Origin of the sequence: Bradyrhizobium sp. 137 (assembly GCF_023074095.1) — a bacterium.
Lineage (GTDB): Bacteria > Pseudomonadota > Alphaproteobacteria > Rhizobiales > Xanthobacteraceae > Bradyrhizobium.
This window is the reverse complement of record NZ_JADPKU010000001.1, coordinates 12,619-28,452: the sequence shown is the minus strand read 5'-3', so window position 1 is coordinate 28,452 and position 15,834 is coordinate 12,619. Positions and strand designations below refer to the sequence as shown.

17 protein-coding genes and 2 pseudogenes are annotated in these 15,834 nt (G+C 58.4%); 9 read left to right on the top strand and 10 right to left on the bottom strand.

Annotation, left to right across the window (positions count from 1 at the left end):
• Positions 1-348: 348 nt before the first annotated feature.
• Complete coding sequence (locus IVA78_RS00135) at positions 349-564, bottom strand: type II toxin-antitoxin system HicA family toxin (RefSeq protein WP_247281281.1); 216 nt, start codon at positions 562-564, stop codon at positions 349-351.
• Positions 565-1,047: 483 nt separating this feature from the next.
• Positions 1,048-1,245, bottom strand: coding sequence for a helix-turn-helix transcriptional regulator (locus tag IVA78_RS34490; RefSeq protein WP_346015596.1), 198 nt, complete (start codon positions 1,243-1,245; stop codon positions 1,048-1,050).
• Between the two features lie 614 nt (positions 1,246-1,859).
• On the opposite strand from IVA78_RS34490, the gene IVA78_RS00130 reads away from it, so the two are divergent.
• From IVA78_RS00130 to IVA78_RS00115, 4 genes and pseudogenes are all read left to right on the top strand, one after another.
• Entirely contained in the window at positions 1,860-2,105 is a 246-nt protein-coding gene (locus IVA78_RS00130; RefSeq protein WP_247281279.1) for an AbrB/MazE/SpoVT family DNA-binding domain-containing protein, read from the top strand.
• Complete coding sequence (locus IVA78_RS00125; protein ID WP_247463574.1) at positions 2,056-2,466, top strand: type II toxin-antitoxin system PemK/MazF family toxin; 411 nt, start codon at positions 2,056-2,058, stop codon at positions 2,464-2,466. The genes IVA78_RS00130 and IVA78_RS00125 overlap by 50 nt, the downstream gene beginning before the upstream one ends.
• A 78-nt stretch (positions 2,467-2,544) precedes the next feature.
• Positions 2,545-2,861, top strand: a pseudogene (locus IVA78_RS00120) (DUF1778 domain-containing protein).
• A 235-nt stretch (positions 2,862-3,096) separates the two neighbouring features.
• Positions 3,097-3,351 carry a hypothetical protein gene (locus tag IVA78_RS00115; RefSeq protein ID WP_247463571.1) on the top strand — a complete coding sequence of 85 codons (255 nt, stop codon included), beginning with the start codon at positions 3,097-3,099 and terminating at the stop codon, positions 3,349-3,351.
• 896 nt (positions 3,352-4,247) lie between these two features.
• Here the strand turns inward: IVA78_RS00115 and IVA78_RS00110 are convergent.
• The 5 genes from IVA78_RS00110 to IVA78_RS00090 all read right to left on the bottom strand — a co-directional run bounded on the left by IVA78_RS00110 (position 4,248) and on the right by IVA78_RS00090 (position 9,689).
• Complete coding sequence (locus IVA78_RS00110; protein WP_247463638.1) at positions 4,248-5,084, bottom strand: ABC transporter permease; 837 nt, start codon at positions 5,082-5,084, stop codon at positions 4,248-4,250.
• Between the two features lie 39 nt (positions 5,085-5,123).
• Positions 5,124-6,056, bottom strand: a complete 933-nt coding sequence (locus tag IVA78_RS00105) for an ABC transporter permease (RefSeq protein WP_247463568.1) — start codon at positions 6,054-6,056, stop codon at positions 5,124-5,126.
• Positions 6,056-7,054 carry an oligopeptide/dipeptide ABC transporter ATP-binding protein gene (locus tag IVA78_RS00100; RefSeq protein ID WP_247463566.1) on the bottom strand — a complete coding sequence of 333 codons (999 nt, stop codon included), beginning with the start codon at positions 7,052-7,054 and terminating at the stop codon, positions 6,056-6,058. The genes IVA78_RS00105 and IVA78_RS00100 overlap by 1 nt, the downstream gene beginning before the upstream one ends.
• Positions 7,051-8,037, bottom strand: a complete 987-nt coding sequence (locus IVA78_RS00095) for an ABC transporter ATP-binding protein (RefSeq protein ID WP_247463635.1) — start codon at positions 8,035-8,037, stop codon at positions 7,051-7,053. The genes IVA78_RS00100 and IVA78_RS00095 overlap by 4 nt, the downstream gene beginning before the upstream one ends.
• Before the next feature lie 71 nt (positions 8,038-8,108).
• Entirely contained in the window at positions 8,109-9,689 is a 1,581-nt protein-coding gene (locus IVA78_RS00090) for an ABC transporter substrate-binding protein (protein ID WP_247463563.1), read from the bottom strand.
• Positions 9,690-10,132: 443 nt separating this feature from the next.
• Here IVA78_RS00090 and IVA78_RS00085 point away from each other — a divergent pair.
• From IVA78_RS00085 to IVA78_RS00075, 4 genes and pseudogenes are all read left to right on the top strand, one after another.
• A pseudogene (locus IVA78_RS00085) lies at positions 10,133-11,269 on the top strand (pyridoxal phosphate-dependent aminotransferase).
• A gap of 11 nt (positions 11,270-11,280) precedes the next feature.
• Positions 11,281-11,931, top strand: a complete 651-nt coding sequence (locus tag IVA78_RS34235; RefSeq protein WP_253075273.1) for an isocitrate lyase/phosphoenolpyruvate mutase family protein — start codon at positions 11,281-11,283, stop codon at positions 11,929-11,931.
• Positions 11,825-12,154 (top strand): isocitrate lyase/phosphoenolpyruvate mutase family protein, encoded by a 330-nt coding sequence (locus tag IVA78_RS34230; protein WP_253075272.1) that lies wholly within the window; start codon positions 11,825-11,827, stop codon positions 12,152-12,154. The genes IVA78_RS34235 and IVA78_RS34230 overlap by 107 nt, the downstream gene beginning before the upstream one ends.
• Positions 12,155-12,516: 362 nt before the next feature.
• Positions 12,517-13,425 (top strand): LysR family transcriptional regulator, encoded by a 909-nt coding sequence (locus IVA78_RS00075; RefSeq protein ID WP_247293801.1) that lies wholly within the window; start codon positions 12,517-12,519, stop codon positions 13,423-13,425.
• A 215-nt stretch (positions 13,426-13,640) separates the two neighbouring features.
• Here IVA78_RS00075 and IVA78_RS00070 read toward each other — a convergent pair whose 3' ends face one another.
• Both IVA78_RS00070 and IVA78_RS00065 read right to left on the bottom strand, forming a co-directional pair.
• A complete protein-coding gene (locus tag IVA78_RS00070; protein ID WP_247463561.1) occupies positions 13,641-14,180 on the bottom strand; it encodes a DUF2285 domain-containing protein in 540 nt (179 codons plus the stop codon).
• A gap of 414 nt (positions 14,181-14,594) precedes the next feature.
• The gene (locus IVA78_RS00065) at positions 14,595-14,873 is read right to left on the bottom strand and encodes a DUF2285 domain-containing protein (protein WP_247463559.1); all 279 of its coding nucleotides are present in this window, start codon (positions 14,871-14,873) and stop codon (positions 14,595-14,597) included.
• A 435-nt stretch (positions 14,874-15,308) separates the two neighbouring features.
• On the opposite strand from IVA78_RS00065, the gene IVA78_RS00060 reads away from it, so the two are divergent.
• A complete protein-coding gene (locus IVA78_RS00060) occupies positions 15,309-15,590 on the top strand; it encodes a helix-turn-helix transcriptional regulator (protein WP_247463556.1) in 282 nt (93 codons plus the stop codon).
• 69 nt (positions 15,591-15,659) lie between these two features.
• Here IVA78_RS00060 and IVA78_RS00055 read toward each other — a convergent pair whose 3' ends face one another.
• Positions 15,660-15,827 (bottom strand): hypothetical protein, encoded by a 168-nt coding sequence (locus IVA78_RS00055; RefSeq protein WP_247463553.1) that lies wholly within the window; start codon positions 15,825-15,827, stop codon positions 15,660-15,662.
• Positions 15,828-15,834 lie beyond the last annotated feature (7 nt).

Sequence of the window (15,834 nt, the reverse complement as noted above, 5' to 3'; positions counted from 1 at the left end):
GGTCCTTGACGCCGCTGAGAAGCTCAATGAATCTGTGACGAAAGGACAGCCCCAGGGACAGGCCGAGGGGACAGCTGGGCGATGAGAGACTGCCGTTGCCGGCTGCGCCGCAACGACCGATCGCTTGGAGGAAGCGTCCATGGCGTACCTGCCGATGAACTTCGTGAAAGGCAACGGTCCTGCTGAAGCGGCGACACTTTACTTCGCAATTGTCGACGCCGCGCTAAAGGTGTTGATCAAGCGCCAAAGTGGAAGGGCTTTGAGGAAAAGGACAGCCAAGCAACTGCGGAGACTCTTGCCAAAATTGGTAAGGCCTTCGGCCTCCAAATCGGCTTTGTCCCGATGGCATCAGCTCAAGCTTATGCAAGCGAGAGCGATGATCATTTGCCCCGAGCCAAACGAAGCTGAGGTACCGAGTTCTGCCGCCGCGATAAGCAGGAAAAAATTACGAGGGACCGTCACGCGCGGTTTGGTCGGATGCTTGAGCTGAACCTGGCTGCCTTTCTGGGCTACCTGCGTCCAACCGTCGGCTTTTAGGGCTGCAATGATGTCCATCGACTTCATTGGTGCATAGCGTTTGAGTGCCTTGGACGAGTGTCAGGGTTCCGATTTGCTCTCCATACAGCAGAACGTCGAGGACGGAAACATCAGGCATCGTCCTCCTCCTCGTCGAGTGCGTAAGCCGGGCGCGGCGCTTCCGGCAACGCGTGGGCGATGCGGTTGCGCAACTATCTCAGTTGTTTTGAGGCGCTCTGGACCATAGGTAGCGCGTTCGGACCCGTCGGCAACTTCATCAACCGGTCGGTGATGCGCCGGATCGCTTCAAGTTCTGAGCTTCCGAGTTGCAAATTTGCGAGCTCGCGTAAGGCTTGGTTCAGGCCTTCTAGGCCCGTCGCATTTTGATGCAGTCGATTTAGCCTGGTTACGGCTGCCTGCGCGCGGCTCAGCACGCTGGAGCGCAAGCGCGCGTCATCGGAAAGTGCAGACGAAGCGTTCCGGACGATAGCCTCGACCGCCCGCAAAAGCTTGCGCGGCACCAGAACCACTTCATGGTCGAGCGCGCGCGAGCTCGACGAGGCTGGAGAGCCTCAGATCGGCGCCGCCGCTCTCGATTTTGGAAATGTGGCTCTGCGGTACTGTGATCCGGGCACTCAGATCGCGTTGACTCAAGCCGATGGCCTCCCGGGCCGTTCGGAGGTGTAAAAACAGATCGCGACTGGCATTTGATCTGCTAAAACAGATCACCCTGTAAGCCCGATTTGAGGCAATAGAGGTTTGGAATTCCCGATATATCTGCGCTGCCCAGAAGCGCTATGCGCCGGCTACGGGACATACGCCGGCTGGCTTCGCCGCCCAGGCAAATCTGGCCAAGCATGGTCTGCAGGGCTCAAGGAATGGTATCGGGCCGGAACTGGAAAGAGGACAAGGAGGCGATGTCGGACGCCCCAAAGCCGAGGACTGGCTCGAACCTATCTCCCCTGGCCCGGCCAGCGCGCTCGAATAGCTTAAGCGCAGAGGGTTTTCGGGTCGGCAGCACTCATTTTGGCGGCCGGAGCCTTCCAGCCAACTAAGCCGCGCTTAGGACCTCCCGCGGCCGCCGGCAGCCCGTCCCGGCGCCTTGCTGGGCGTGTCCGCGACCTCACCGGTCGCAATCCTGCCGATGTACGGTGTCGGCGTGGCGCTTCTCGCCTTTTGGGCCTTCAGTCGGTTCCATAGTTGAATTATTCGTTATAGTCTTATTTACATCGAATCTTGACCCTCCTGTCGATACAATGTATCTACACTATCTAGTTGCGCAGCAACTTTATTAGTGTATCTTCGTTGTTGATACCTGCCGGGTATCTCGTTTGGAGGTAGCGATGGTCGTTCAGTTTGCAATGTGGGGCAATAGCTTGGCTCTCCGCATTCCGAGCGCCTACGCAAAGGAAATCCATGCGTTCGCGGGTCGGGAAGCCGAAATCACGGTTCAAAACGGCAGATTAGTCGTAGAACCGCGCAAGACTCCCGTTTACACGTTAGACGGGCTTCTAGCTGGCATGACTCCCGAGAACTTGCATGAGGAATATAACACGACTGCTGCAGTCGGCGAAGAGTTCGGCTCCTAAAGAGCCGTATTGCCCAGACGTCGGTGATATTATCTGGCTCAACTTCGATCCGCAGGCTGGTCGTGAAATGGCGGGACGACACTCCGCGTTAGTGGTGTCGCCCCGCAAATATAATCAATTCTCCCGCCTTTGCCTTCTTTTCCCGATCACTAGCAAGGTAAAGGGCTATCCGTTCGAGTCGCTTTTCCCGGAGGAATTTGAAATTCCTGGCGGCACGGAGCGCGGCGGCTGCGTTGTGGCCGATCAGCTCAAAAGTATGTCTTGGCTTGAAAGAAAGTCGGACTACGCGTGCCGGGTCCCCGATGGCGTTCTGGAAGATGCCATCGCAAAGTGCAGGACATTGCTCCCCCTCGGAGATTAACGCCCGTTTAGACGTGCATTTTGTTTGTCCTGCGGCGGCAATATAAGAGGTCCAGAGAGACAGTGAGGAGTAACCGCAATGGAAGCAGCAGTACTGGAGCGCCCTAGGGCGCGGGTAAGGTCGCGCCGCGTCCGGAGCGAAACCAATATCCATATTCGCGCTACCGCACACGTGAAGCATCTGATCGATACTGCCGCCGTTGCAGTGGGTAAGACGCTTAGCGAATTTATGCTGGATAGCGCGCGGAACATGCCATTGATGTGCTTTTGGCTCAAAGATTGTTTATTCTCGATCCAGAGAAGCACGCCGCCTTCTTGAATGCGCTTGATAATCCGCCTCCGGCCGGAACCAAGCTGAAGGCACTGATGAAGCGTAAGCCGCTTTGGCAGAAGTAATCCAACGTCCGGGGAAGCGTGCGGGCATGACAGCCCCCACGCTTCTCAAGCCTACGCACGACTTCAGCCGTTTTGGCTGTGGCAATGAAGCGCTGAACGATTGGCTTAAAAACCGCTCTCTCGAAAGCGAGGGCAAAACTGCTCGCACATACGTGGTGTGTGAGGACAATGTAATCATTGGCTATACTGCATAGCATCTGGCAGCGTTCAACGGGCAGCGATCCCAAAGCCTCCGATGAAAAGACATGGCCTGCCAAATCCAGTGCCAGTCGCCATCATAGGACGGTTGGCTCGCGACCTTACCTATAAGGGTAAAGGTCTTGGCCAAGACCTGCTTCAGCACGCGCTACATCAAATCGTACACGCATCAGAAACGATCGGCATCCGCGCTATTCTGGTGCATGCCATCGATGAAAAGGCCGCCGCCTTTTGGACGGATGCCGAATTTATCGAGAGTCCGATGGGATCAAGAACGTTTTTCTCCCGATAGAAACAGCAATTGACGCCATCCCCTCGTAAGGGCTGCGTCATATTAAAACTGACCCATTACCTCCCATTCAGCCATTGAGGAGGGCCTCATGAAAAGCAACGCAAAGGCGCGCCCGGCCAGAATACCGAGTGAGCGCGATGAGCGCCACGACTCGCGTGGTACGCGCCAAGCCTTAAGAAGGCTGGTATTGTGCAGGTCTCGACCGGCAATTTGCGCAAGCCTTTACTGGTTCTTTCGCGTCGTGCCCCACTCATAATGCGAAAAGCTTGTTGAAAGAACAGGACCGACGCACCTTGTGAAGGTTGCCAAAAAGCATGTCCTGCGCATAGGAACCACCGCTCCTTTCGGAGGTTTGCGACGTCTTACGAATTCTGAATAACCTTCAACATCGCCTTGCTACGCTTCCCTGCGGCATGCAGTGGGAGAGGCTCGACTGGAATAAGTATCCCGCGAAGTACCTGGACGGCTCGTGCGGGCACCCGCGCACAGCAAGCCGCTTTACAGCATCCAACATCAGCTTGAGCCACACTGCGCGCTCGAGGCCGCGGCGTGCGACCCGTACCAGGCTACAACAGCATGTAAATCGAGATCGAGGTCGGCACAAAGCAAACTCGCATTGCTGCACGTCCAACCCGCCTGCGGTATTGTTGTTGACGATCATTGTCCATTGTCCAACAAGCCCCGCTGGTGAGACACGCGTCTTGAGGTTTTCCAGCCAGGAAACTCCAAGCCGAACCCGGCGCCCGGCGCTTCTCTTGCCTTGCCATTGCAAGAACAGATCACCTTGAGACGTGAAAGGTCCGACGAAGGCATGAACTTGTCTGCTATGGTGCCGAAAGAGTACGATCGTCTCCCCTGCGAGCAATGAGATATCTTCGATCTCGCTTTTCAAAGTCTCACGACAATGTTTTGTCGATCCGGTCGCGCAGCCAGTCGCCGACCAGCGAAATCGACAAGGTCGTAAGCGAGATGACCAGCGAAGGCAGAACAAGGATCCAGGGAGCACGGGTCAGATAGTCACGACCGTAGCTGACCATATTGCCAAGGGAAGTCAGCGGCGGCTGCACTCCGAGTCCAAGAAAGCTAAGGCCGCTCTCGAGCAGAATGATGTCTGGAAAGGCAAGTGTCATGGTGACGATCAACGTCGAAGCGATGTTCGGCATGATGTGGCGCAGGTAGAGACGCCATGGACTTGCGCCAAGCTGCCGTACGGCGATCACATAGGCTTGCTCGTTGGCACTCATCGCAAGCGCGCGGGTGACGCGGGCGTAGCGTTCCCATCCGTGGAGACCGATGAGCCCAACGAACAGGAGCAGAGAGTTGCCGAAGAAAGCAAGCACCGCGAGCGCCAAAACGAGAAACGGCATGCTTGCCTGAAAATCGACACAGCCGAGGATGATCTGCTCTACCCAGCCGCGGAAGTGAGCGGCCAAAAAGCCGAGCGTGATGCCAAGGATGGCGCCGATCAACGTCGCCCCGAAAGCAATAAGGAGGCTGATGCGAATGGATATGACCAGGCGTGCCAGTACGTCCCGACCGAGCTCATCTGAGCCGAAGGGATGCGCGATGGTTCCGCCAAGGCCAAGAGGTGCAGCGAGGCGATGATGAAGGTCGAGGGCTGCATAGTCATAAGGAGCGAGGTGATCTGCAAATATCGCGACAAGAAGCATGAAAACCAGCCAGGCGACTGCTATTCCGATCGCGCGGTCGCGCCACCACCACACCTTTCGCATCTTTGAAGACGGCAGAACCTGGTCTGCGAAAATGCTCAATTATCGCCTCCCAGAGTGCAACTGGCGCAAACGTGGATCGAGCACGCCATAGAGCAGATCGATCGTAAGATTGGTGGTGATCATGGCGGCGGCCACGACGAGCAGGATGCACTGGACGACAGCCAAATCGCGACTGGCGACTGACACGACCAGCAGACTGCCAATGCCTGGCCACGAATACACGCTTTCAACCAGCACCGTTCCCGCGATGAGATTGCCGACCATGAAGCCGACGATGGTCAGCACCGCTATCGCGGCGTTGGGCAGAGCGTGACCGGTCACGACCCTGGCCCAAGGCACGCCCTTGGCGCTGGCCGCACGAATATAGGGCTGTCCAAGCACCTCGAGCATGGCGCTGCGGCTGAAGCGGGCGAGAACGGCCGCGCCGCTCAGACCGAGCGTGATGACCGGCAGCACCACATGGTGCCAAGTGCCGGCGCCGCCCGAGGGGAACCAGGGGAGCTCGACTGCGAAAGCGAGTATGAACAGGAGGCCAAGCACGAAAGATGGCACGGTGAAGCCGATGACGGCGACCATCATCACCAAGCGATCCGCCAGACTATCCCGCTTGAGGGCCGCGTAGACGCCGGCCGGAATGCCGATCATCAGGTTGAGGATCAGCGCCGGCGCGGTCAGCATCAGCGTGATGGGAATGCGCTCGGCAACGATGGTGATCGCGGCACGTCCGTCACGCATCGATTGGCCAAGATCTCCATGCACGATGGCAAAGAGGTATCTGACGTATTGAACCCAGAGTGGTGCATCGAGCCCCCAGGCCTTTCGGAAGGCCTCGACCGCTTCTGCCGGCGTTTCCGGCGACAACAACGCCAGGGCGGGATCGCCAGAGGCGCGCAGCACCACGAATGCGAATGTAACCACAATTGCGATGGTCAGGAACGCGCGCGCCAAGCGGACCAGAACAAAACGAGCCATCATGTCTCCTTGTCGAGTTCGGCACCATGATCGCCGATCAGATGGCAGGCGACGCGCCGCCTGTCAGGAGCGTATCTGAGCTCTGGAGCGAGCCGCGCGCAAAGCGGAAGAGCGACCGGGCAGCGAGGATGAAATGCACAGCCGCCCGATCGCGCAGCCGGATTGGGCGGATCTCCTTGAAGGATGGTGCGAGAGCGATGTCGTCCTGGCCTCGGCACCGCGGAAACGAGCGCCCGCGAATAAGGATGCAAAGGATCCAGAAGAACCGCCTCAGACGATCCTTCCTCGACGATGCTGCCGAGATACATCACAGCTATCCGATTGCTGATCAGCCGGACCACTCGCAAATCATGGCTGATGAAGATCATCGCCATGCGCCGCCGCTCCTGCAGGTCCCGCAGAAGATTCATCACTTGCGCCTGGATCGAGACGTCGAGTGCCGATACTGGCTCGTCGCAGACAAGGAGATCCGGATCGGTGGCCAGCGCACGAGCTAGGACGGCACGCTGGCGCTGGCCGCCTGAAAGCTCGTGCGGAAAGCGCCCGAGGTGGTCGGTCCTGAGCCCCACATCGGTAAGAAACGCATTGACCCGCCCCTCTCGTTCAGACTTGCTGCCAAGCCGATGAATTTCGAGCGGCTCGGCTATTTGCGCGCCGATCGTCAGGCGGGGATCGAGTGCAGCCAGCGGATCCTGAAACACCATTTGGATTCGCATCCTGAGCCGGCGCCATCGACTATCGCCGATAGCAGGCAAAGCTTCTCCGTCGAAGGTCACCTTGCCGGCATTCGGCCGGTCCAGGCCGATCAGGAGCCGGGCCGCAGTCGACTTGCCGCAGCCGGATTCGCCAACCAGTCCGAGGGTTTCGCCGGGAGCCAGCTGCAGGGAGAGCCCATTGACCGCCTGGACCATCGCTGGACGTTGGAAAAGGCCCCGTGGCAATCGATAAGCTCGGACAAGCCCGTCTGCTTGGAGGATCGGCGGAGCAGCCCCGGTCATGCAGCCACGACCTCGCCCGCGGGCCGTTCGCTCGTGACATGCAAGCAGGCAGCCCTGTGTCTGATGTCGCCATCCAGCGAGGCGAGCTCAATCGCCCATTCACGACCGCGTCCGATCCGCCGATCGCATCGAGGGGCGAAAGGACAGCCTGGCGGAAACGCGGCTGCGTTTGGCACGACACCGGGAATGGCGAAGAGGCGTTGCCGCGGCCCATCCAGGCTTGGAAGAGCCGCAAGAAGACCTTTCGTATATGGGTGAGCAGGTTGGTTCAAGAGACGGTCGGCGGGCAATTCTTCGACGATGTGCCCCCCGTAAAGCACCATGACACGTTCACAGATCTCGCTGACGACACCAAGATCGTGCGAGATCAAGACCAGCGCCATGCCCGTCTCGCGCTGGATTTGCCGCAGAAGCTCAAGGATTTGCGCTTGAATAGTGACATCCAGGGCGGTGGTAGGCTCATCAGCGATCAAGATGTCGGGCTGTCCTGCAAGCGCCATGGCGATCATGACGCGCTGGTTCTGCCCGCCGGAGAATTCGTGCGGATAGGCGCCAAGCCGGCGCGCTGCATCGGGTATGCCGACCTGGTCGAGCAGACGTCGCGCTTCGGCCTGGGCCGTGCGGTGATCCATACCACGATGGAGCCGCAAGGCTTCTATGATCTGATCGCCCACCCTGTGCACAGGATTAAGCGCGCTCGCCGGTTCCTGGAAAATCATGGCGATCTGCCTACCCCGCATCTTGTCCAGGCGAGAGGCTGGTGCATGGAGCAACTCCTCTCCGGCCAGGCGTACGCTGCCCGTTACTTTGGCGCGCTGCGTCAACAGTCCGAGCGCAGCAAGCCATGTCACCGATTTGCCGCAACCGCTTTCACCGACCATGCCCAGCGACTCGCCGCGCGCGAGCGTGAGATTGATTCCGCGCAGCGTCGGCACACCGTCGAACGCGACACGTAAACCTGCGATATGAAGAAGCGCCTCCATGCGAGGCCCCTGCTCGTCCATCATATAGGCCGCATCCGCTTTAAGCCGATTCAAGGTATGCGTCATCGCGATCAGGTCCGGATCAGAGCTCTGTTGAATGGGCCGAAATTGAGGTCGAGCGTCAGTCCCGGCAGCCATGGGACATCGCGGCGCTTGCCATAGAACTGGCCTGAGACGTGCAGGATCACGCAAGGGGGATCGACCTCGTTGATGATCTCGAGCATGCGACGGATGATCGGCCGGCGCTGTTCGCTCTGCACGGTGTCCAGGAGCTTGGCGCCGAGCGCAAAATATTCCTCGTTCCTCCAGACTCCGATCGACCTTGGCAGAGTGCCGCTGGGTCCGAATTCACGCCAGGGATGGCCGAGATGATCAAGGAACAGCGCCGTATTCGACGTATCGAAGATGGCACGCACCGGCTGGCGCTGAACTTGCGCGAAGTTTTCCATCATCTGAATTTTGACGTTCAGGCCAACCGCCCGCCACATCTCGATCATCGTTTGCGCGCCAGAGACCTGATTGGGGTAGTAATTGTTGAGCAGACGATAGGTGATCTGCTCTCCCTTGTAACCCGCATCAGCCAGCAACTCCTTGGCCTTGCCGGGATCGTAGGCAAGCGAGGGGAATTCGTGGATGTAGCCTTCCCCGTAGCTCGGCAGCTGGTAGCCGTTCGGAATCGGGACCCGGTTCTCCCACAAGCTTTGCACGATCAGCTTGCGATCGAGCGCAAGGCTCATCGCACGGCGAACACGCGCGTCCTTCAGAATGGGATCAGTCTGATCGAGGGCGAGCGAGCGGATATTCTGCACGGCACCACCCACGATCTCGAGATCAGCACGCTTCTGGATGCCCGCGAACTGGTCGGGCGGAATGTCAGTGGCAATGTCGAGCTCGCTGGCGAGCAGGCCGTTCACGCGCGCGGAAAGCTCGGGAATGATACGGTATTCGATGCCATCGAATGGCGGCCGCCCGCCCCAATACGCATCGTGGGCGCTCAATGAGACACGAATATCAAGCTTGTGATCGACGAGCTTATAGGGACCGCTTCCGACAGGGGCAGTGGTCCAGCGCTCCCACGAGCCCGCCGCCAAAAAGGCGCGCTGGCTCACGATCTCAGATCCCCAAGCAGCCAGACGCTGCTCGAGGAGGGCGTCGCTACCCTTTGCATGCACAATGACGGTGTAAGGATCGAGGATTTCGACCTTCTCGAGCCGATCAAGCGACTGAAGCGCCTCGGACATGCCGCTGCGTCCAGGTCCCAGCAGATGGTCAGGACCAAGGCTAAAGGCAACATCTTCAGCCGTCAAAGGCGCCCCATCGTGGAAAACGACTTCCTTGCGCAAGAACAGCCGCAACGACTGCGCGTTGATCCGCTCCCAACGCTCGGCCAACCCCGGCCGTAGCGTCATGTCGTGAGCATGGTCTACTCTGATCAGCGTATCAAAAAGCTGCGGCACGACCCGACGAATGGCAGTATCTGTCGCGATAACCGGGTCGAACGATCGCGGAAATCCGGACATGCCGACTTTGAGGCGGCGACGCGCCAATGTCTTAGGCTCACTCTCCACAGCGACGGCGCCTGTGCTGGCTAGCACGCTTGCGGCAAGGCTACCTGCGATGGCTTGCCGTCGCGTCAGATCGATACGGGTCATCACCGCCTCCGCTTCCACGTTCATTGATGCGAATGCCAGCCCGCGATTTGTTCGACCGGCACAGACTCTCGATTCCCGAAATCGAGCGCTTGCGTTGCTCCAATTTCGCGATTGTGCGCGAGCTTAAAAGCCTGAACTGCTACGCCAGAATGACACACATCGAATAAGTCGATGTGTGCTTGCAATTATCCGATGATCGGCAGGCCGATGATGAGGAGGAGCTGAGACGCAAACGACTCATGCGAGCGCTAACAGAGCCGCACGAAGAAGCGATACAATTATCGTAATCTTCGATGATTATATCCAAAGCCGCGATCACCTGGCTCGTCTGGCCGTTCGAGTTCGGATAGATCCCCAATCGCTCATTCGAACGCGTAGGGTATTGTGTCTTGTCTCTCGTTTCAGAACAGCTCAAGATCGTCAGTCCCTCTCAAACCAAGGTCATGACGGCTCGCGCCGCCGAGCTGCGAGATCAGGGAACCGATGTGATCACGCTTAGCCAAGGCGAGCCGGATTCGATACGCCGTCCGTCATCTGTGAAGCTGGCATCCGGGCCATTCGTGCCGGGCAGACGAAGTACACGGCGGTCGCCGGAATCAAGCAATTGCGGGCAGCAATTGGCGAGAGCCTCCGTCGCGATCATGGCCTCAACTACGGTATCGACCAGATCACGGTGGGCTGCGGCGCCATGCAGGTTGTGTTCAACGCACTATTTGCCAGCCTCGACGCTGGCGACGAGGTTGTGATCCCGACGCCATGCTGCGTCTCCTACCCCGACATGGGGGCCCTGGCCGGCGGCAAGCCGGTGCTCGTCGCCTGCAGTGAACGCGATGGCTTCAAGCTGCGCCCCGAGGCACTAGACCAGGTGATCACGCCGCGCACGAAATGGTTGATGTTGAATTCGCCATGCAATCCGACCGGTGCGGTCTACAGTCGAAATGATTTGCTCGCGCTCGCCGCGGTATTGCGCCGGCATGGCCATGTGCATGTGCTATCCGACGACATCTATCAAAAGCTCACCTATGACCCCGACTTTGCAACGATGGCCGCAGTCGCGCCGGACCTGTGCGAGCGTACCTTAACGGTCAACGGGTCCAAGGCAGACGCGATGACCGGCTGGCGCGTCGGCTACGGTGCCGGGCCTCTCGCGCTGATCAAGGCCATGAACCTCATCCAGGGCCAGACCTCTTCGCACACCAGCTCGGTTTCTCGACCGCGCTGGAGGCGCTGTCAGGCAGACGGGATCATGTCACAGAGTTCGCGCGCGCGTTTATGCAGCGACGCGATCTTGTCATCGCCAAGCTGAAGGGGCCAAGGGGCTTGCTTGCCGTGTGCCGGACGGTGCCTTTTATGTTTTCCCCTCCTGCGCGGGGGTCATTGGCAAGCGCACGCCCGACGGCAAGATGATCGAGACCGACAGTGATTTTGCCATGTATCTGTCCGACGCTTTTGACGTGGCTGTCGTGCCTGGCAGCGGCTTCATGGCTTCGCCCTATATCCGCATCTCCTATGCTTCCTCGCTCGAGGACCTCACGCGCGCCTGCGACCGGATCATCGCCGCCTGCGCCAGTCTGTCCTGAAGGATTTTCCGATGTCCTCTGCCAAACGCCTTCGTGCCCGCATGGCCGAGACTGGCCTTGTCCACGTCATGGCCGCCCACAGCCCATTCTCAGCGATGCTCGCTGAAGAAGCCGGATTCGACGGAGTGTGGGCGTCCGGCTTCGAGCTGTCTGCGCTTTATGGGCTGCCGGATATGAGCCTGATCTCAATGACACAGCATCTCGACATGCTGCGGGCGATCGCCGGACGCACGAGGCTTCCCATCGTCGCGGACATTGATACAGGTTATGGCAATGCGATTAACGTCATTCACGCTATCACGGAATATGAGCGGGCCGGCGCCAGTGCCGTTGTCATCGAGGACAAGACTTTTCCAAAAGTAACGAGCCTTGCTGCCGAGGGCCGCCAGGACCTGTTGCGCATTGAGGAATTCCAGGGGAAGATCGAGGCTGCCATCTCGGCAAGATCAGATCCGGATTTCCTCGTCATCGCCCGCACGGAAGCCTTGATCGCCAGCCTCGGCGAAGTGGAGGCCCCTGCATCGGGCACATGCTTATATGGAAGCTGGCGCGGACATGATCCTGATCCATTCGAAAAGCAAGACTCCTTGCGAGATCGAAAGCTTTGCGCGCGCCTGGACCAGAACGGTGCCGCTGGTGATCGTGTCGAACGCCTACCCTGATCTCGACGCCAAACGGGTCAAAATGCTTGGCAACATCCGCATGATAATTTATGGCAATTACGGCATTCGTGCTGCTGCAACCGCCATGCAGGAAACCTTCCGCCGGATCATCGCCGACGGTGGCGTCCAGAATGTCCACAAGGATATTCTTCCGGTGGATGAGATCTTCAGAATCCAGAATATGGAAGATGTCAAGGCGGCTGAAGCTCGCATCCTTCGCTGAACGCTGAACCGATACCTGCCAGCGAGATTTTGAGACGGCACTCAGCAGCGAGCTCTGATTCGCACGCAATCCTGAACGCACCTAAGAAGTCTCGGGCCTGTCATCTCGACGGCCCTCGATGTCGATCGCGATATCAGCAGTCATCCCCCTTGCCGGCACCTGGAGATCACCTCTTAGAAAGCCGTCGACAGCAATCGAAGTCGCCGAGCCAGATCGCACGATACATCGAGAAGGCAGATTTTGTGCGCGAGATATCACTTATAAGCGGCAATCCGGCTATAGACATCGAATAATGTGATGGAGCTTCTGGCAATGGCCCGCCGTGACAATCAGCGAGAGCCCAGAAGCTACCGGAGCAGAAAATGGCTGCCGAACACAATGAAGTGCCCCTCAATGCTATCCGGGTCTTTGTGACCATTGCGCGCGAGGGGAGCGTCACGCGTGCGGCGAGCACATTGGGAACGACACAGAGCTCGGTCAGCCGCTATTTGGCTGTGTTGCAAGACTACTTTGGCACGGATCTCGTTCAACGGCGGGGTCGACGCAGCGAATTGACAGAATTTGGAAGGCTCTTTGCGAACGCCGTGGCCGAACCGCTTGATACAGTGTGTTTCACCGCGAAGAGAATGCGGCGCAGGAACCGAACGGACGCCAATCGTATCGTAGTCCACACCTCTCTTTCCACCTTCGCCTACTCCTTCCTGATACCCAATCTCCAGGCGTTCTCTGCCGAGATGGGCGGCGTTGTCGTCGACGTGATCAGCTCATTGTCTCCACCGAGATCCTCGGACAATTTCGACATCCTGCTTACTCGCGATCTTTGTGTCGCTGAACCGGCCGACGATTGGGCGATCTACAATGAGATGCTCGTATGCGTAGGCGCTCCAAATCACGTCATGGGAAAAACGCTCTCCACTGCCCGCTCAATGCCGATTCTGAATATCACATCGCGGCCCGACATACTGCCCACCTGGCTCAGAGCTATGAACCTGACCGCGAAGGACATCAAGTCGGGGGCGCGATACGATCATAATTATCTTGCTTTGCCGGCTGTCATAACCGGGAAATGCCTGCTGGTGGCGCCGGAAATCATTGTCAGCGATCTCGTGCGTACAGGGGCGCTCCATGTCATACCGGGATCGCGTACTTCAAGCGGCATGCAATATCGGGCCTATGCGGTGGACCGAAGTGACAATCTCGAAGTCGCTCGCGCCTTTTGCCGATGGGTCGCGCGGCTCTGTAAGAAGGCCGCGATTCCGGAAGCCGCCTAATCGCGTATTTGCGTGATGGCAGACGTTTGATCAATCTTTGGAATCTTAGCGTGTCCATTTCCACATGCTGACTGTTCCGATTGCCGGCGAGCTCGTCATTTTGCGAGCACCGCGGCCAGCCTGCAAGTGAACGTTACCCGCGCCCTGTCAAAACGCGTTCAAACCGGCCGACTGCGATGGTCTTGTAAGATACGGGCTAGCCGATCAGCCAAAGCTCAGGACCGGTCGCCCTCGCCTTTACGCCTGCGACGGAGCAAGGCGCGATAGCCGCCTCGCACCAGAAGCAGCCCGGTCTTGACCAGGCGAATGGTCCGGCTGCGCAGATCGTGCGTTTTCCAGCCGCGATCGGGAATGCGATGCTTGCCGAACAAGCCTTGCGCGATTTCGCGATAGCTGTGTCCCTCCAACGACCCATCGACCGCACGCAAGGCGAGGATGAGCCGACGGCGGGTCAAGATTGGCAGCGTCAGAGGCGGTGGTCCGATGGGGCGCCGTTCGAGCGCCAGCCAAAAACGATGTGCTGCCAGCAAACGAACCTCGAAACTGCCGTCGAACGGCAGGTCGACGGCAAGCGATGAGCCGCTCGGTGGAAGTTCTGTTAGCCACAGGCGATGCTTTGCTCCTCCGAGCGCCACGATGGCATGCCATCCATCCGGCGCATGGCGAAGCTCGCTACCCGCCAATTTTCTGAAATCCAGATCGTACGACGCTGCCGAGCGGACAGCCGCGCGCAAGGGCAGCACGGTCGCGAGCACCTCGGGCGCCCAGAAAATGGCTTGTTGGTCGAAGGTCTTTTGCGGATCAGCTGCGAAAAGACAGTCCCCACTGCTGCCGGAAATGGTCCGGCATCGCGTCGGATCGTTCGCTCATGGCGAGAGCCAAATAGTCTCGTTGGTACTCGCCGTTGCGGCGTAGCCACTCCCAAGCTATGTCCGCGGCCCCTGCTTTGTTGGCATCGGGATAGGCCTTCTCTGATCTCCAGTCAGCACCTGGCATCGCACCACTTTCCCCGTATGTTGATAACACACATGCAGGGAATTGCAGCCCGACGAATGTGACTATTTCTGGTTGACCCAATGCAGGTCTTCGCGATTGATGCAGTTTGCGCGATATGACGATCTAATTTTGCGATCGGTCATCACCGGAAGGGACGTCCGTTTCGAACGCACTTATTCCTCACTCTTCGGCCAACCGCGCTGCAGGAGCTGCCGAAAGCCATGACGTGCCGCCCACTTGGCGCGAGCCAGATGGCTTTCAAAGGTACGTCGGGCGCGATCCGGATCCAGGGTGGCATCAATACCAAGCACAATGCGCGCAACTTCTCGCCAATCAGCGTTATCGGCCTCGGCATCCAGCAGACGCATATACGTGACGGCATGTTGCTCGTCATAAGGCGTGAGCTGCGGCGCGTTAGGCGCGAAATCTGCGATCTTGGGATCGGACTGCACGGCCTGAAAGTCCTAACAGATTGAGAAGCCTCGATTTTAGGGACGGTAGCCGTATTCAGAACCTTTTCGTAGAGAGCCGATTGTCGCGGCCTGCAGGAGCATTCTTGCCAAAGTCAATGAATACCTAACAGCGGTGACTGCCGTCGTTCCCCTTGAATTCGTTCGCTCGGACCATCGTCCGAATGCATTTGATCCCAGTCCGTTCCGCTCCATCAGCAGAACTGTCGTCCAGCCTTTCGAATCAAGAGACCCAAATGGGACGCAGCTCGTCGTAGCTTGTCAGGACAGGCTGATTCGGCGCGCGATCTGAATCCAGTACCTCTGCTTCATTCGGATTACGCGCGGACTCTGCTCATCTGCATGCTGGGCGAACGTACCGCAATAGTGTGGTTATAGCCAGTGGTTTGATGGCCATCGGAATGGCTGCTTTAGCGCATGAAAGCTCGTGCGCTTGTCGCCTGGAATGTGCGCCGGATCCGCGTAGATCGCGGTGTTTCGCAAGAGCGATTGGCATACGATGCCAGGATCGACCGCTCCTATATGGGCGGCATCGAGCAGCAATCGGAGAACCCGACAATCGATCTTCTCGACCGTATCGCGGAAACACTTGGGGTTCATTTGTCTGAATTCTTTCTTCAGCCACCCAAAGGGGCGACGGCTCCCAAGCCGTTGCGTAAGGGTCGAAAGCCCCTACGCCCACGTAGCAGAAAGAAATAACACTCCTCACCCACGAGCTTTGTACTTGTGCCGAAGCCGCTCACATCAAATTCGCAACTGCCGCAAACCTTACCGGGGGCGGACAGTGGACCCACCGATTTCACCGCTTGAGGAGTTCAGGCCTTCCTTGGGTATCCTGATGAGCTCCACCAGGTTCTCGCTGCCGTAGTCGGTGAACGCCATGATGCCATTGTCACCGAAACCGAAGATCCAGATGAGGCCGTCCTCGGGGTCCATTCCATAG